Origin of the sequence: Ktedonobacter robiniae, from assembly GCF_016587375.1 — a bacterium.
Taxonomy (GTDB): domain Bacteria; phylum Chloroflexota; class Ktedonobacteria; order Ktedonobacterales; family Ktedonobacteraceae; genus Ktedonobacter; species Ktedonobacter robiniae.
Window position 1 is genome coordinate 165,102 of sequence record NZ_BNJG01000001.1, and the last position, 16,411, is coordinate 181,512.

15 protein-coding genes are annotated in these 16,411 nt (G+C 55.1%); 8 read left to right on the forward strand and 7 right to left on the reverse strand.

The genetic code is table 11. The features are described 5' to 3' along the window. Positions 1-66 precede the first annotated feature (66 nt). The 4 genes from JMJ04_RS00710 to larE all read right to left on the reverse strand — a co-directional run bounded on the left by JMJ04_RS00710 (position 67) and on the right by larE (position 5,141). Complete coding sequence (locus JMJ04_RS00710; RefSeq protein WP_201368657.1) at positions 67-1,242, reverse strand: aminotransferase class I/II-fold pyridoxal phosphate-dependent enzyme; 1,176 nt, start codon at positions 1,240-1,242, stop codon at positions 67-69. Positions 1,243-1,557: 315 nt separating this feature from the next. After that, entirely contained in the window at positions 1,558-2,745 is a 1,188-nt protein-coding gene (gene nifS, locus JMJ04_RS00715; RefSeq protein ID WP_201368658.1) for a cysteine desulfurase NifS, read from the reverse strand. A gap of 249 nt (positions 2,746-2,994) precedes the next feature. Beyond that, on the reverse strand, positions 2,995-3,837 hold the full coding sequence (locus JMJ04_RS00720; RefSeq protein ID WP_201368659.1) for an alpha/beta hydrolase: 843 nt from the start codon (positions 3,835-3,837) through the stop codon (positions 2,995-2,997). Between the two features lie 422 nt (positions 3,838-4,259). After that, entirely contained in the window at positions 4,260-5,141 is an 882-nt protein-coding gene (gene larE, locus JMJ04_RS00725) for an ATP-dependent sacrificial sulfur transferase LarE (protein WP_201368660.1), read from the reverse strand. Positions 5,142-5,396: 255 nt separating this feature from the next. Here larE and JMJ04_RS00730 point away from each other — a divergent pair, with 255 nt between their 5' ends. From JMJ04_RS00730 to JMJ04_RS00745, 4 genes are read left to right on the forward strand one after another with little or no spacing between them, the layout of a single operon-like run. Then, positions 5,397-6,044, forward strand: coding sequence for a nucleotidyltransferase family protein (locus tag JMJ04_RS00730; protein ID WP_201368661.1), 648 nt, complete (start codon positions 5,397-5,399; stop codon positions 6,042-6,044). 17 nt (positions 6,045-6,061) lie between these two features. Beyond that, positions 6,062-6,430, forward strand: a complete 369-nt coding sequence (locus JMJ04_RS00735) for a tetratricopeptide repeat protein (RefSeq protein ID WP_201368662.1) — start codon at positions 6,062-6,064, stop codon at positions 6,428-6,430. 60 nt (positions 6,431-6,490) lie between these two features. Further along, positions 6,491-7,465 carry a D-2-hydroxyacid dehydrogenase family protein gene (locus JMJ04_RS00740; RefSeq protein ID WP_201368663.1) on the forward strand — a complete coding sequence of 325 codons (975 nt, stop codon included), beginning with the start codon at positions 6,491-6,493 and terminating at the stop codon, positions 7,463-7,465. A gap of 41 nt (positions 7,466-7,506) precedes the next feature. Continuing rightward, positions 7,507-8,358 (forward strand): nucleotidyltransferase domain-containing protein, encoded by an 852-nt coding sequence (locus JMJ04_RS00745; protein WP_201368664.1) that lies wholly within the window; start codon positions 7,507-7,509, stop codon positions 8,356-8,358. A gap of 50 nt (positions 8,359-8,408) precedes the next feature. Here the strand turns inward: JMJ04_RS00745 and tmk are convergent, their stop codons facing one another. Genes tmk through JMJ04_RS00760 form a run of 3 tightly spaced genes read right to left on the reverse strand, consistent with a single transcriptional unit; the run spans position 8,409 to position 11,769 of the window. Then, complete coding sequence (gene tmk, locus JMJ04_RS00750; RefSeq protein WP_201368665.1) at positions 8,409-9,062, reverse strand: dTMP kinase; 654 nt, start codon at positions 9,060-9,062, stop codon at positions 8,409-8,411. A 3-nt stretch (positions 9,063-9,065) separates the two neighbouring features. Then, positions 9,066-9,662: a dCTP deaminase gene (locus JMJ04_RS00755; RefSeq protein WP_201368666.1), complete on the reverse strand. Its 597-nt coding sequence runs from the start codon at positions 9,660-9,662 to the stop codon at positions 9,066-9,068. Between the two features lie 52 nt (positions 9,663-9,714). Beyond that, a complete protein-coding gene (locus tag JMJ04_RS00760; RefSeq protein ID WP_201368667.1) occupies positions 9,715-11,769 on the reverse strand; it encodes an exonuclease domain-containing protein in 2,055 nt (684 codons plus the stop codon). A 295-nt stretch (positions 11,770-12,064) separates the two neighbouring features. On the opposite strand from JMJ04_RS00760, the gene rnhC reads away from it, so the two are divergent. The 4 genes from rnhC to JMJ04_RS00780 all read left to right on the forward strand — a co-directional run bounded on the left by rnhC (position 12,065) and on the right by JMJ04_RS00780 (position 16,278). After that, a complete protein-coding gene (gene rnhC / locus JMJ04_RS00765; RefSeq protein WP_201368668.1) occupies positions 12,065-13,003 on the forward strand; it encodes a ribonuclease HIII in 939 nt (312 codons plus the stop codon). Positions 13,004-13,107: 104 nt separating this feature from the next. Continuing rightward, positions 13,108-14,088 carry a zinc ribbon domain-containing protein gene (locus JMJ04_RS00770; protein ID WP_201368669.1) on the forward strand — a complete coding sequence of 327 codons (981 nt, stop codon included), beginning with the start codon at positions 13,108-13,110 and terminating at the stop codon, positions 14,086-14,088. 231 nt (positions 14,089-14,319) lie between these two features. Further along, complete coding sequence (locus JMJ04_RS00775) at positions 14,320-15,606, forward strand: RNA-guided endonuclease InsQ/TnpB family protein (protein ID WP_201368670.1); 1,287 nt, start codon at positions 14,320-14,322, stop codon at positions 15,604-15,606. A gap of 108 nt (positions 15,607-15,714) precedes the next feature. Continuing rightward, entirely contained in the window at positions 15,715-16,278 is a 564-nt protein-coding gene (locus JMJ04_RS00780) for a GNAT family N-acetyltransferase (protein WP_201368671.1), read from the forward strand. Positions 16,279-16,411: the final 133 nt, after the last annotated feature.

Below are 16,411 nucleotides of genomic sequence, written 5' to 3' on the forward strand. Positions count from 1 at the left end.
TCGCGGTGCACTACATCATTGACCAAAGCGAGCACCGCAGGCGCGAGAAGTCAAACAGATGACGCGCTACCTGGCGTGCTTCTGCAAGAAGCGCTCGATGCGCACCAGGGCCTCTTCCAATTTCTCATAGGAGGTGCAGTAGGCGCAGCGCACATAATTGCGTCCCGCCTCACCAAACGAGCTACCAGGAACGACGGCAACCTTCTCTTCAAAGAGCAATTTCTCCGCGAATTCCTCGTCGTTCATCCCCGTATGGCCAATAAAGGGGAAGGCATAAAATGCGCCTCGTGGCTCACAACAGGCCAGACCCAGCTTATTAAGGCCCGCCACAAACATCTGGCCCCGGCGCTCATACTCATCATGCATCTGCTTAACGTCGTCATCGCCGTAGCGCAACGCCTGTAAAGCGGCCTCCTGAGGCGCAGTCCCGGCGCACATAATGGTATACTGGTGGATCTTGAGCATGGCCTCAAGGATCTCGGTGGAGGCCGCGACGTAGCCCACGCGCCAGCCGGTCATGGCATATGACTTGGAGAAGCCATCCATCAAAATGGTGCGCTCCTTCATCCCGGGTAGCGAGGCGATGCTAAAGTGATCAACACCATAGGTCAGACGGCTATATACCTCGTCGGAGAGCACAATCAAATCATGCTCGACAGCCAAGGCAGCAATCTTCTCAAGCTCCTCACGGGGAATCACCGCACCTGTGGGATTATTGGGATTGCCCAGCAGAAGCATCTTGGTGCGCGGGGTAATCGCCGCGGCTATCTCCTCTGCGCGTACAGCGAAGTCATACTGCGCGTATGTTGGCACCGGAACCGCTACACCCCCGGCGAAAATGATGTCCGCCTCATAGGCCACATATCCCGGATCGGGCGCGATCACCTCGTCACCGGGATCAATGATAGTACGCATAGCCAGGTCGACACCTTCGCTTACCCCGACCGTGACCAGGATCTGCTTAGCGGGATCATACTCTAAGCCATAGAGCGCCTGCAATTTCTTGGCGATCTCCTGGCGTAGCTCAATCATGCCATAGTTAGAGGTGTACTGCGTATGTCCTTCTTCAATTGAGCGAATGCCAGCGCGCCGAATATGTTCTGGCGTGACGAAGTCGGGCTCTCCCACTCCCAATGAAATAACCTCTGGCATGGTATTAATAATATCAAAGAACTTACGAATGCCAGAGGGCCTCACCTGCCGCACCCGCTGCGACAACGTTTCACGTTTTAACGTATCCATCCCCTAAAACCATTCCTTTCATCCGATATCTGGAGGCTTCGTTGAGAACGCTCTACAACGACCTGGCGCTACAATAGTCGCTACGCTCCTGCGTACAACTTGCAAGGACATATAGTGGCAGCACCGCCAACACCCTCCCGGTACATTCAATGTAACATAAAAACATTCATCCTTACAATAAGCCAATTGCCCATATTATGGCTGAGCAAAAGCCAATTCCAGCCTGGCCTTTGCGTGCCGGCGGTGCTCCCACACGAAACAAAAGAAGAGAGGCCATACTAACGCATATGCCTCTCTTCTACCTATACTTTTCGGCTATAAGCCCAGGGTCCGCACCTTCTCTACCACTCCAGGCAGGAGCGTGATGACTCGCTCAACCTCTTCCTCGGTATTCTCCTTACCGAGCGTCAGGCGCAAGCTCCCATGCGACCACTCCGACGGATAGCCCATGGCCTCCAGGACATGTGAGGGATCAATCGAGCCTGAGGTACAGGCCGAACCGGTCGAGGCTGCGATCCCCAGCATATCCAGGTGAATCAGGATCGACTCTCCCTCCACCCCCTCAAAACAGAAGCTCGCGTTATTGGGCAGGCGTTGCACTGGATGGCCTGTTAGGCGACTCCTGGGAATGGTCAGGATGCCCTCGATCAGGCGATCGCGCAGTTTGCGAATACGTGGCGTCACAGTCTCTAGCTCTTCCTGGGCCAGCCGGAAGGCCTCGGCCGTCCCGACGATGCCCGCGACATTCTCGGTACCGGCCCGCCTACCACGCTCCTGCGATCCCCCCTGCAACTGTGGCAGGATGCGCTTCCCTTGCTTGACATAGAGAATACCCATCCCCTTTGGTCCATAAAATTTATGCGCCGAGAGCGAGAGCAAGTCCACATTTAACGCGACCACATCGATGGGGAGTGCGCCACCCGCCTGTACCGCATCCACGTGGAAGGGGACCTTGCGCGCACGACAGATCTTGCCAATCTCGGCTATAGGTTCGATGGTTCCGACCTCATTATTAGCAAACATGATCGAGACCAGCACGGTTTTATCGGTAATGGCCCGCCCAACCGCGTCTGGATCGATCAACGCGTTCTCGTCAACTGGGAGATAGGTCGTCTCAAAGCCAAAACGCTCCAGGTAGTTACAGGTGTGCAGGACCGCGTGGTGCTCAATCGAACTGGTAATCAGGCGGTTACCCTTCTTTTGCGAGGCAAAGGCCATGCCCTTGATCGCCAGGTTATCGCTTTCAGAACCACAACCTACAAAGGCGATCTCAGCGGGCTGGCAATTGAGCAACGCCGCCACCTCTTCACGCGCATGCGAAATGGTCTGCATGGCCTGCCGGCCCAGCGCATAGATACTGCTGGCATTGCCGTACTGCTCGGTCAGGTGCGGCATCATACTCTCAAGAACACGTGGGTCAAGCGCGGTGGTGGCCGCGTGGTCCATATAGATAAGGCGCTGCGCACGCTCGGGCGCCTCTGACTGTAAAACATGCTCTGGCATAATTACTATTTCCTGCTTATGGCAAAACCCTATCACTTCTTACTTGGTGTGCATAGAACACTTAGCTAAACAGATTATACCATAGCCGGGATAGCTACAGAAAATAGCGACACATCAGCACCTACGGTGCTTCGTATGGGTAGGGGTGTGTTGGCGGCACGCTGGCTTTGCCAGCGTGCCGCCAACACACCCCTACCCGGCGAGCCATACAATGGTGAGTAGTCACTGCCAACACAAACAACTAATTCGCTAGCCGCTTAAGCGATCATGCAAGACAATATCATTAATAAACGAAGCGCAGAGAAAACAGAGTTGTTCTTGCTCAAGATCTGTCATCACAAAATGGCCGCTCCGCTCCAGCCAGTGCAGCGATTTGGGGGCATACACGGCCTTGCGATACAACTCGGAGGCGCTCTCAGGCGGGTTAAGCGCATCCTGCTTTCCCTGAATAATCAGTAAGGGTGTCACCAGTTCCTGCAAACGCACGCGCAGTTCCCGCACCAGTGCGGTCATCTGGCGCCAAAGCGCGCCGGGGTAACGCGCTTCCTTAAGTGCAATCTCCAGTATCTCGTCTTCACTCAGTTCCTCAACTCCTTTGGGGTCAAGGAGACGTATACTCGTGAGAATATCATGGCGCACACAGGGATCCTCCAGCGCATATCCAGCCAGAGGCTGCCGGTGCTTCGCAAAATAGTCGCCAAAGGGAAAGCTCAACTCCTGAAACAGGCGCATAGGCGTTGACATAGCAATGACGCCCGCAATCTGCTGACCAAAGTCCAGGGCCGATAATATCGCCAGGACCGACCCCACGGAGAAACCACCCAAAAAAACATATGGGTAGTCTTCTAGCTCCATTACCTCCTGAGCGATGGTCTTCAACCACGCCTCTCGCTCAACCTGGGCCAGGTGCTCTAAGTCGCCATCGTGGCCTGCTAGCGAGATGCCACGCACTCGGATGCCCTGTTGCGCCAGGTACTCGCCCAGACCCCTCATCTCTAAAGGACTCCCGCCAACATTATGCACCAGTACACAGGCCCTATCCGTATTCTGTGGCCCCAGGGAAAAGGAGACCGCGTTTCGTTGTAGTTTCATCAGATCCTCCGCCTCTGGATACCCCTGCCTGTAGGCATAGGGAGGAAAGAGGCTCCATGCCTCTTAAGAGTTCCTTACACAGGATGTTAGTGCTATACAAAACACACTTCTCTCCCCCTTATGCCCACGCTCCTCCGCTTAAAAATCTATACGTTTCTATCCTATCTAACGTTCGTTTGTCTAAAAATATATCACTCCCGCAGACAAGAAATAAATACACAAAATAGATACGCACATACATATCTACGTTGGCACAACGCAGAATTTCACCCTTTTTCTCGACAAAAAACCTATATGCTTGCTTTCGCTGCCACAAAATACATCTATACGTTCTACAAAACTGGCCTCGTGACAGTATCCAGGCACATGCCCAGTTACCACCTCGAGGCTAGTTCTCTACATTCGCAATGCACGCATGCGACCTACTCAGCGGCTGTAGTCTTCTTCTTCTTGAAGAAAGACTCATTCATGCTGCCCGTGCGGTACCCTAACAAATCGACTGTTACATAGGAATAGCCAATCTTACGCAGAGCATCGGTCACCTTGCGGCTCATCTCTTCTTCTACCAGGCGAGGGATCTCTGAGCGCTCCACCTCGATACGGGCGATTTTATCATGGTGGCGCACACGCAACTGGCGAAACCCCTGCTCGCGCAAAAACTTCTCCGCTTTATAGACCATCTGCAAAGAGGCCACATCCACTCGGCTCCCATAGGGAATACGCGAAGAGAAACAGGCCATCGCGGGCTTATCCCAGACCGGCATACCCAGCATTTTCGCGATGGCACGGATCTCTTTCTTACCCATCTCCGCCTCTTTGAGCGGCCCCCGCACACCAAACTCACGCGCCGCCTTCTGCCCAGGACGAAAATCTCCATCATCGTCCTTGTTGACGCCATAAGCGATATGACGTAAATTGTGCTCCTTCGCTACTGGCTCCAGACTTGTGAAGAGCTCGGTCTTGCAGAAGTAGCAGCGCTGGACGGTATTGGATGCGTACCGTTCATCCTCCAGCTCATGGGTCTCCAGCGTCACAAGGGGCAGGCTCATCTGCGTGGCAACCTCGATCGCTTCTTGCGTCTCTTCAGGAGCATAGGCCGCCGATGAGGCAATCGCGCCTAGCGCCCGGTCACCCAGGACGTCGTGTGCTACTTTAAGCAGAAGCGCGCTGTCGACCCCACCTGAATAGGCAACCAGCACCGACTCCATCTCGCGCAAAATCTCTTGCAAACGCTCATATTTCGCCTGCGTCTGGGCATCCAACGGCTCTACGTGTTCTTGTATTGTGTGGGGGGAATTTAGCATTCTTCTTTACTCCTGGTAGGCTACGAGCTTCTCGACTTGCATTCCTCTTCATATTCTCTAATCTATTCGAACTGAACGTCATTATAGCACCGCTGGCAACCCGCTTTATACACAGGCACGGAAGAGCAGCACTTCATTCAGGCGTGTATACTTCACCATCCTCCAGGTGATATAACAAAGAGGAATCTGCCTCTCTATTCCATCAGATCTCTTCTGCAAAATACATTTTATTGCTATAGGAAAGGTCTAGCACGTATGAGTGAGCGCACCACTGCCGCGATTATTCTTGCCGCGGGGACCTCCAGTCGCATCGGTGAAGACCGTCACAAGCTCTTGCTGCCCCTGGGAGATCGTCCCGTTATCGCGCATGTCCTCGATGCGGTCCTGGCCTCACAAGCACAACCAGTCCTGCTCGTGCTTGGGCATCGCTCCGCGCAGTTGCGTGCCGTGCTCGCCCCCTATCTCGCGCATCTAGAGGTCCATCCTGTCTATAACCCACTTTACCAACAAGGGATGAGTACCTCCATTCACGCGGGCATCACGGAGCTGACACACCTGGTACCAGACTGCGACTCCGCGCTGATCATTCTGGGCGACCAGCCCTTGCTCTCCGCCGCCATTCTCGATACACTTATGGAGGCCCGGCATACGACACATAGCCGTATCGTCGCGCCTCTCTACCAGGGACAACGCGGGAACCCGGTGCTCTTTGAGCGCAATCTCTTTCCCGAACTGCAAGAGGTACAGGGAGACGAGGGTGGACGCGCTGTGCTTACACGCCATCGAACCGAGATTACAAGTATAGAGTTGGGGTCTACACACGCTAACTACGATGTCGATACCTGGGATGCCTATGAAGCCGTCGTCAAAGAGTGGCACAAACAGCATCCTTCAGATGAATAGAGGAGTCGCTCACAACCATGTCTACACAAGAGCAACAGGCCGCCTTCTGGCTTCAATATAGTCAACAACTCTCGAACTCCATCCGCTATACCGAGGCCCTGGCCGCAGCGGAGAAAGCGGTCGCGCTCAACCCCGCTAACCCAGAAACCTGGTACACCCGTGGAACTTGTTTCGCCATGCTCGCCCGCTACCAGGAGGCCCTGGCAGACTTCGAGCAGTCCCTGACCCTCCAGGACCACGACGCCGCGGCCTGGGATGCCAAGGCCTGGGTCCTGGGTATCCTGGGGCACAAACAGGAGGCCCTGGCCGCCGTCAATCGCGCCCTGGAGATCGATCCGAACTACCTCGAAGCCCAACGCCGCAAAGAGCGCCTGGAAGTGCTCTAAGGCACCCTTTATTTCACCCGCATCCTCAGCGTTGAGACCCAAAACAAAGGAGGAAAAGTTTTGAAGATTGTTATTCCTGATGACTACCAGGATGCTATACGGCAGCTCGATTGCTTCGCGCAGCTCAAAGGACACGATGTCACCATCTATAATGATAGCGTCACCGATATTGAGGCCCTTGCCAGCCGCTTTCGCGAGGCCGATGCCCTGGTACTTATCCGCGAGCGCACAAAGATCAGCGAGGCCCTCCTGGAACGCCTGCCCAACCTCAAGTTGATTAGCCAGACCGGCAGGGGCTACCCCCATATCGATGTAGAGGCCTGCACACGCCATGGAATCGTCATCGCGGCGGGTGGCGGGACCTCTTACTCCACCGCTGAAGTGACCTGGGGCCTGATCCTGGCCGCGACACGGCATATTCCCCAGGAGATCGTGTCGATGAAGGCTGGCCGCTGGCAGACGACACTTGGTACCGGTCTGCGCAATCGCACTCTGGGCATCTTTGGCTATGGTAGGATCGGTAGTCTGGTCGCGGGCTACGGTCGCGCCTTTGGTATGAAGGTACTCGTGTGGGGACGCGAAGGTTCACTAGCTCGTGCCCAGGCCGATGGCTTTGAGACCGCCAGCAGCCAGCAGATGCTTTTCGAGCGCGCCGATATCCTTACCCTTCACGTCAAAATGGCAGAGGCTACACGTGGGATCGTGACCGCCACTGACCTGACGGCGATGAAGCCATCCGCCCTTCTGGTCAACACCAGCCGCGCAGGCCTGATTGCTCCTGGCGTGCTGGAGGAGGCACTACGCGCTGGACGCCCAGGCTCAGCCGCCGTGGATGTCTATGAGAGCGAGCCAGTCACCGACCACCCTCTGCTACATATGGAGAATGTCATTTGCACACCCCATATCGGGTATGTGGAGAAAGATAGCTATGAATCCTTCTTTGGCGCGGCCTTCGAGCAGGTAGTTGCATTCCAGGCTGGCCACCCCATCAATGTCGTCAATCCCGAAGTCCTTGGTAAACAGCCAGATGCGTAATCGTGTCTCACTCAGACACTGCTAGAAACGAGAATGCTTCTTTGAACGCAGATATAATACTGGATCTCTTGCTCAATGAGCTCCGCGACACTCCTGGCCTATCTGGCATTGTGCTTGGTGGGTCGCGTGGCCGAGGAGCAGCCACGTCAACCTCAGACATTGATCTGGGACTCTACTATGATTCCGAAAATCCCATTGACCTGCGCCACTTACGTGCCGTCGCAGCCAGGGTCGATGACGAACACCGCCAGGATGTGCTCACCGATTTCGGCGGCTGGGGACCACGCATCAATGGCGGTGGCTGGCTGGTGGTGCAGGGGATGCATGTCGACTTCCTCTACCGCGATCTGCGCGCGGTCGCACATTCCATTACCGAGAGTCGCGCTGGACGCGTGAGCATTGACTACCAGCCAGGCCATCCACATGGCTTTACGACCGCTATGTATATGTCGGAAATCGCGCTCTGCCGCGTGCTCTGGGACCCGGCGGGCGAGGTCCAGCGCCTAAAAACCCTGACCACACCCTACCCTCGTCAATTGCAGGAGGGGATCGTCCGAAGCTTCTTCTGGGAGATCGATTTCGCCATCCAGAATGCGGCCAAAGCGGCCAGGCGCGGTGATGTTTCCTATGTCGCGGGCTGCTGCTTTCGCGCGGTTTCCTGCCTGCTCCAGGTCCTCTTCGCGCTCAACACCTGCTACTGGATGAACGAGAAGGGCGCCGTGGCGCTCGCCAACGCCTTCCCGCTCGTACCTACCCACTTCGCCGAGCGCATTGGCGAGGCCTATACGCTCCTCACGCCCGAGAGCGCAAACCTCAAGGCTGCGCTCGAGCAACTTGAGGCACTCCACAAAGAGACGCAAGCCCTACTGACAGCCCAGGGCTTGCCGGCATAAGCAAACGGGGTGCTGATAATCTCAGCATCCCGTTCATCCTGGCTCTTATCTTATGCACGCGCCGCCAGGAGCCGCTCAACGTGACCCTGGATCTCGCGCTGAATGACTTCAGGAGTACGCGAGGCATCAAGCACTTTGATACGCTGTGGATACCTGCGGGCTAGCGTGAGAAAGGCCTCGCGCAAGGTCCGATGAAAGGTCTCCGTTTCGCGATCAAAATGGCTCTGCTCAGTACGCATACCACTCTGGTCCACGGCCAGGTTGGTGCGTTGCTGCACCTTCTCAGGTGGCAAATCCAGCATGATAGTTAGATTGGGCTGATGTCCCTGTGTCGCCAACAGTGAGAGATCCTCCACCAGTTGCTCACCAACACCACGCGCCGCTCCTTGATAGGCAATGCTGGAATCAAAGCAGCGATCCGAGACGATTACTTTCCCCTCGTCAAGCGCGGGCAGGATCACCTCGGCAAAATGCTGGGCGCGGTCAGCCTGGAAGAGCAGGGCTTCGGCCAGGGGAGAGATATGCAGGTCGGGGCGGTTCAGCAGGAGGCGCCGGATCTCCACCCCTAGGGGAGAGCCACCCGGCTCACGTGTGCGCAGATATGACACCCCCTGGCTCTGTAGCCACTCCTCTAGCAGGTTCATCTGTGTGGTCTTGCCCGCCCCATCGAGACCCTCAAACGAAATCAGTACGCCACGTTCCACGCCCTACTTGCCTCCCTTATCGGTGCGATAGACATCGTAGTCCCAGTCAAAGTAGGGCTTGGGGAGCATATCCTCTGGACGCCAGGATTCCGCACGCTTGCCGTACTTGCCGTGATACTCCTTGAGCGTCTCGCCAATAAATTCAAAGGTCAACTGGCAGATGCGGAAGCCCACGGGGACGTAGATGGTCGTCTGCGTATGATTGCTAATCTCCATGGTCCAGCGGCTAATATAACCGACATCACCCACACCGGCACAGCGGCAGACCGAGAGGCCCGAGCGCGCGACCGTGCTACGCGAATACATCTTTGCCAGGTAGCCGTTATGACCACCAATGATCTCCTGTGTATGCGCCAGAATCGTCGTGCCGGGGCGAATCGCGATCTTTCCCTCGCTTGCCTGGCGGGGCATTCCCCAGTAGCGACGAATCTCCTCCGGGTTGTCCAGGTGCATAGCCTCTATATTGGCGTCCCCCTGGAAATACCACTCGCCCAGGCGGCAGTCATATGAGTTGGTTCCCAGGTGACGCATATCAAAGGGTTCAATAACGATATTGCCCTGCTCTAGTTCTTCAAGGATACGTTTATCGGATAATAACATGCTGTTTCGGTCTCCAATGAAAAGAAAAAATACGATACACGCGCACTTCTACCTACTCTTCCAGCGGCAAGAGTGGTTCGGCACCGATATGCTGCCAGATCTGTGCGAACAACGCCTCCTGCTCCTCCTCGCTTGCCAGGGCAGATGAAAATGGGAAGAAGGCCCGGTCTTCACTATGATGATGAATCCAACGACTGATAATATTAATTTGATCGACTTCGGCCTGACCCACAATATCAGGCGGGCGCCCTAAGTCACGCGCCTGAACCAGCAAAGTACGCAGGGCCAGCTTTGTCTCTGGCTCATTATGGGCCACGCGCTGCTGGGCAATCAAGCGACCATGTCTGACCAGAAAGAGTTCATTGTGGTCAAGCTCGGATGAGGGATAGACAATAAACAAATTGTTGGCCTCAACGGCGCCCGTGATCAACTGCTGACCGATCAGGACCTCGTCGGCGCTGCGCAGTGCGTCACGTAGCCAGGCGGCTCGCTCAAAGTTGAGCTGTTGCGCCGCCTCAAACATCTGTCGGCGCAGGCGATCAAAGAGGTCCTCTCGCTCACCACCCAGGAAGGCACAAACCTGTTCGATAATTTTACGATACTCATCCTCATCTACGCCACCCCGACAGGGAGCGGGACAGCGCCCCAGATGGTGACGCAAACAGGGATCAGAAGCCTTCGCTGCTGGTGGCAGGCCGCGTGTACAGGTGCGCACCGGAAAGATCTTCTGCATCAATTCAATGGTCGCATCCACAACCCTGCGGCTGCGGAAGGGACCAAAGTAGCGCGCACCATCCGCCGCGATCTCGCGCGTGGCGTAGATCCTGGGAAAGGCATGCTGTACATCGATCTTGATAAAGGGATAGAGTTCATAGTTGCGCAATTGCACATTATACATCGGCTGCAACTCTTTGATCAGCCGCGACTCCACCAGCAACGCCTCCAGCTCCGAACCCAGCACCCTCGTCTCAATCTGGCGTACGTTCTGCAAGAGGCCATCCATCTTGCGCGTGTATCCCAGCGGCTGGCTATAATAGGAACCCAGCCTGTCCTTCAGGCATTTCGCCTTGCCAACATAGATCACCTGCCCATGCTCGTCCCGCATGAGATAGACACCGGGCTTCTCAGGGAAGTTGCGCCGCCAGGCAGGATTGAGCAGGAGGCTCCCGTTCGGTCGCGTCGCCACGCCCGAAAGCTTCTCGTCGGCCCGGCCACGCGCCGCCACCTTCGCATCTACCTGGGTGATATCCCCACTCCAGGCCACAGACAACTGCTGGCGCAGGCGTAGATGTCCCAGCGTATGTATCCCCTGTACTTTTGCGCGTTCAATCAAGCGAGCAAAGACATCGGCCGTCACCCGGGCATCACCCAGGGCGCGGTGCCGGTCATGCGTCCTGATCTGTAAATATTGCGCCACCATGTCCAGCTTGAAGCGCTTCAGACCTGGCAACAGACGACGCGAGAGCAAAATTGTATCCAGGCCCTCAACAGGAAAGGGCAGGCCCAACAACTGGGCTTCGTGCGTGAGAAAATTGACATCAAAGCTCAGATTATGTCCAACCAGGGTTGCGCCCTCAATAAAACGCAGGAAATCTGGCATGATATCGCGCGCCTTGGGCGCATCAGCTAGCATCTCTGGAGAAATACCTGTAAAGCGCACAATAAAGGGAGGAATGCGCCGCTCTGGATGCACCAGGCTCTGAAAGGTATCCAGGATCTCGCCATTACGCATACGCACGCCCGCTACCTCAATCACACGGTCCGGCCCGGGCCGTAGCCCGGTCGTCTCGGTATCCACCACCACAAACTCTACCTCTTCAAGCGCAAGCTGAGTACGCTTCCACGCGGTTAAACCCCACAGCCGTTCTTGACCACCCATCTCGTCTTCATCACCAACTGAGAGAGCGTCAAAGAGAGGAGAGCCGCGCAACGTCTGCCGCAATAATATTGTCCAGAAGCCATTGGAGTTGCCACCGCCCGTCACCCCAAAGAGATATTCGATTAACTGCTCTTCTGCGACCGGTTGCCCGACCTGCTCAAGCAGTTCATGTGCCCTGCGCAGTAATGTCCCTCGCTGCGGCACACTATTCTCATCCACCTGCGCCATGCCATAACTCCACTTCGCCAAATAAATCGCTGTCAATTAGATCATATGTGCGAGAATAGCACGCCCCGCCCCTTTTGACAAGTACATAGTCCTGAGCACCGCAGGTGTGAAGGAAAGAACAGTCAAGAGGGCTATAAAATGAGCAAATATATTACCGCCAATCTCACTTCCTGCTACAATAGGAACAATCAGCGTCTCCAAAGATGTCAGTCGAAACGTTTACCAAGCATAAAGTACAATAAGCAAAGCTGGCAAATACGGCAACATTAAGCGCACCCTGTCGAAAGGAAAGAGGATGCCCACAAGCAAGCTAGAGACAACCATTATTGCCTTCCATACCTATATTGCAGATCAGGGATGGCGTATTCTTAGCGAGAAGGCGGTACAGAGTGGGCACCAATTCGTGGTCAGCGATGGCAAGATCAGCGTGCCAGTCACGCTCTATACCACCGGGCGCATTAATGTACAGGGGCAGGCCAGTGCGCTCCAGAACGCGCTCAAAGCCTGGAATAGCTCCTCAATAGCACCACAGGTAGCAACAACGGCTTCCGTACTCAAGAGTCAATCAGGAGGAGAGCGACCACGCGCCACAGGCCTGGCACGCATTGGGTGCGACGAATCGGGCAAAGGAGATTACTATGGTCCCCTGGTCATGGCCGCGCTCTACGTGGATAATCACACAGAGGAGCAACTTCTCGCCCTGGGGGTACGCGACAGCAAACGCCTCACCGATGCCGTTATGTTGGAGATGGCCAGCGAGATAGAACGCATCTGCCGTGGGCAGGGCCTGTTACGCATCTATGATCCCGAGCGCTATAATCGTCTCTACCAGGCGACACCAAACCTTAACTTGCTGCTCGCGCAGGCACACGCCCATACTATTACGCGCCTCCAACCTACCGTGGCAGCGTCGCTGGCTATTGTTGACCAATTTGGTGCAGAGCGCCTCTTACTTGACGCCTTGAGGCAAACGGGGTGCTCGATTACACTGGAGCAGAGGCCTCGGGCCGAAGATGATACCGCGGTGGCCGCAGCCTCCATTATGGCACGCGCCGCCTTTGTTCGTGAGCTGGCAGAGCTTTCACGAAGCGTAGGGATTGAGCTTCCCAAGGGGGCCTCTAACCCACAGATTGTTACCATTGGACGAGAACTGGTTGCACAACATGGGGCAGATATACTACGCAAAGTAGCCAAGCTCCACTTCAAAACGACTGATATGATTGTTGTATCATAGAACAATATTCCTGATTGTATTCATACCCTAAATGTTATTGCTTCATTTGGCATCATAGAGAAAATAGAGAGAACCTGCTCGGAGAAAGGATTTGAGAGGCCAATATGGTGTTTTGTGGTCAATGTGGCTTGCTTATACCACCCGGCTCGACGAAGTGCCCCCGCTGTGGCGCCCCGGTCGATGAGAACCTGGTAGGCCAGCAAGCGCCTACTACCAATGACATAAATAACGAGACGCAGGTCTCAATGCAGGCGATGCCGCAGCATCAGCCTGGCCAGCCAGGTGATGCCTATTCAGCGCGCACGCAACAGGATCAGAGAGGCTATGAAACCTATAGCAACAACAACGCGCCCACGAGTGCCGTGCCGTCCTCTACACGGCCAACACCTGCTTATCCAGCGCCTCCTCCTCATACCTCTAATCCCTACAATCCAGTATCTCCATCCCCATATCCCTATAGGCAACAACAAGAGGGCTACACTCCCCCTCAGCCCGCTCCATACTATCAGCCCCAGCCCCCCAGGCGCGGCAATGGGCTACTCACAACACTCGTCATACTCGCCGTTCTGATTGTCCTTGTGACTGGGGGCATCTTACTCGCTGGCTCGGGCAGACTCTTCCCGAACACGGCCAATAATGCCACAGCGACGACTGCTCCTCAGGCTACTCCGACAACCGCCAACCAACCCACAGACACGACAACGGCCCAACCAACTGACACACCGGAGGCCACCGCAACTCCAACCCAGACCACTCCGACGCCAACAGTGACCTCAGCGCAGGCCGAGAGCGTAGTTTACAAGTACTACAGCTACATCAATGCCAAACAATATCAACAAGCCTATGATCTCTGGGCCCACATCAATCAAACCTATGATGACTTTAAAAATGGCTTTGCTACGACTGACAAAGACACCATCCAAACGATCCGTAGCAGCGATGACCCCCAGGGGCAAAAGGTCTCCCTCACCTTGCAAGCCCTCTCCACCGATGGGCAGACCACGATGTATAGCGGCTACTATATCGTTGGCCAACAGGCGGATGGATCGCTCAAATTCGTAGATGGACAGATGAACCAGGCCTGATGGCGCCAGCATCTCACCTGGAAGGAGCGTAAGAACAGCAATCGAAAATGTGCGCGACGATGGTCGAAGGTGCGCTTATTGTACACCTTTGGAGGCGTTGACAGAGAGACGATATCATGGTATGCTACACGCACGAAATAAGAAAAAGTGTTCCAATTCATGTATCTGTCGTTTCTCGCGAAAGAGGCGACGTCGATCTTTCCGTGTGGTGTTGAAAGGGAAGGGGTCTTCATGCTCCTCTGCAAAAAAATGAAACTGAACATGAGCGAGCGAGATGCAGCTACCCTTGAGCTCATGCAAGGGAAATGCAGAGGGCTCTACAATTGGTGGGTCATGAAACTGCGAGACGGAGAGAAGTGGCGATTCAACGCATGCAAGAAAACCCTGGCCCAGAGTCGTGCCCATGATCCTGAACTCAATCAGGTGTATGGCAAGCTGCTTGCCGACGTCTACTATCGCCTGGATGCAGCCATGCGAGCCTTCTTTCGCCGCGTCGCCAATGGAGAAACCCCAGGCTTTCCCCGCGTGCGGCCTCGTCATTGCTTCTTTACCCTCTGTTATCCCGCGATGTATCTCACGCGTGAGGGAAACACCCTCATCCTGCCCACTGGAGGCAAGGGCAAGCACAAACGCTTCCCTGCCATCCGTGCCGTCCTCACCGAAGAGCCTCCAGAAGGCTTTGGAGAGGTGGCCATCAGTCGCGATGGCAGAGGCAACTACTACGCCTCCTTCAGCTATCGAGAGGACGAGGAAGCCACACGCGATGGCGGCACCGTGGCCTTCGATCTGGGGATCAAGACACTGGCAACGGGCGTCACGCAAGAGGGCCGCATCTATCACATTGGCGGGTTCAAAGGCTCGCGTTGGTACAACAAACAGTTGGATCGTCTTCGCTCGAAATGCAGCAAATGTAAGAAGAAATCCCGTCGTTACCTTCATCTGAGCAGGGTCTACAAGCGCGTGTCGCAGAAGAAGCGCAACAAACAACGCGATAGCCTGCACAAGGCCTCGCATCTCATTGCACGACGATTGGTTGAGAGAACTGTCGTCGTCGGAGATCTTTCTCAACGGCAAATGGTCATCAAAGAGCATCAAGAGCGCAAGAAGACACTCAACAGAGCCGTCTACAACGACTGGGGCTTGTACGCCTTTGTGCAGATGCTCACCTATAAATGCCAGTTGTATGGGAAAGAGCTTCAGTTCGTAGATGAGCGCAACACGTCCAAGCAGTGCAGTGGCTGTGGGAATCTGCAAGCCATGCCATTGTGGAAGAGGACCTATCAGTGCGCGGAATGTGGACTCAGCATGGATCGAGACGACAATAGCGCCGTCAACATCTTGATGAGGTTCCTTGCCCGGCGAGGGCCACACACTTCCTCTGGGGAGTGCGGTGTGCTGCAGGTGACCCAAAGCGGCGGAGAAGTCATGGAGGCTTCTCCCGCAGGCGGCTTGCCGCCTGCATGGGACTTACGCTGTGAGGGGCACGTGCAGCAATTAAATCTATTCGAGGGTGTGTGAGCACATTTGAGTAGATTTAGAATGGCAGTGCATGGTCTGCACAAGGCAAAAAGGACATAACAAGGGAATATCAAACACGGCACACACTTTCATAGCAGGAAGGGTAGAATGGCGCAGGACTCACTCTCGATACACTATAAGCTCTCGCCAAGCCAAGAGACGATCTCTATTCGACCCGTTCGGGCCAGTGATGCAGAAGCATGCCTGGCCCTCATGCGGCAACTTGATCAAGAGACAACATTTATGCTGCTTGAGCCAGAGGAGCGCAAAAATAATCCTGATGAGCTGCTTAAACACTTTGCGCACCAGCAAGAAGACATGACCTCAGACATCCTCTTTGTGGCCGAACATGGTGAGCGTCTGATTGGTTGCCTGGGAGCAGAGCGAGGCCGGGTACGACGCACCGCTCATAGTGCGCATATCTTCATTGGCATCCTGCAAGCCTATACCGGCAAGGGCATCGGCACCCAGCTCTTTCTGGCCGTTGAAAACTGGGCGCGCTCCCTGCATCTGCACCGCCTCGCGCTCGACGTGCATACGCATAATAAGGCCGGAATCGCGCTCTATACCAGGCGTGGCTTTGTCATCGAGGGGACGCTGAAAGATGCCTATTATGTGCGGGGGCAGTTTGTTGACGCCTATACGATGGCCAAAATTCTCGCTGATACATAGACAGGCACAGATCGCTCACAAGCAGGCATTTTGTGAGAGAAGTTGGAACAAATGGGCAACCTCAAACGTTGTTACATACAATATGTGCGTGCAATATCGATAAAGACGTTGCCCGGAAGTCCTTCTTCGTGGC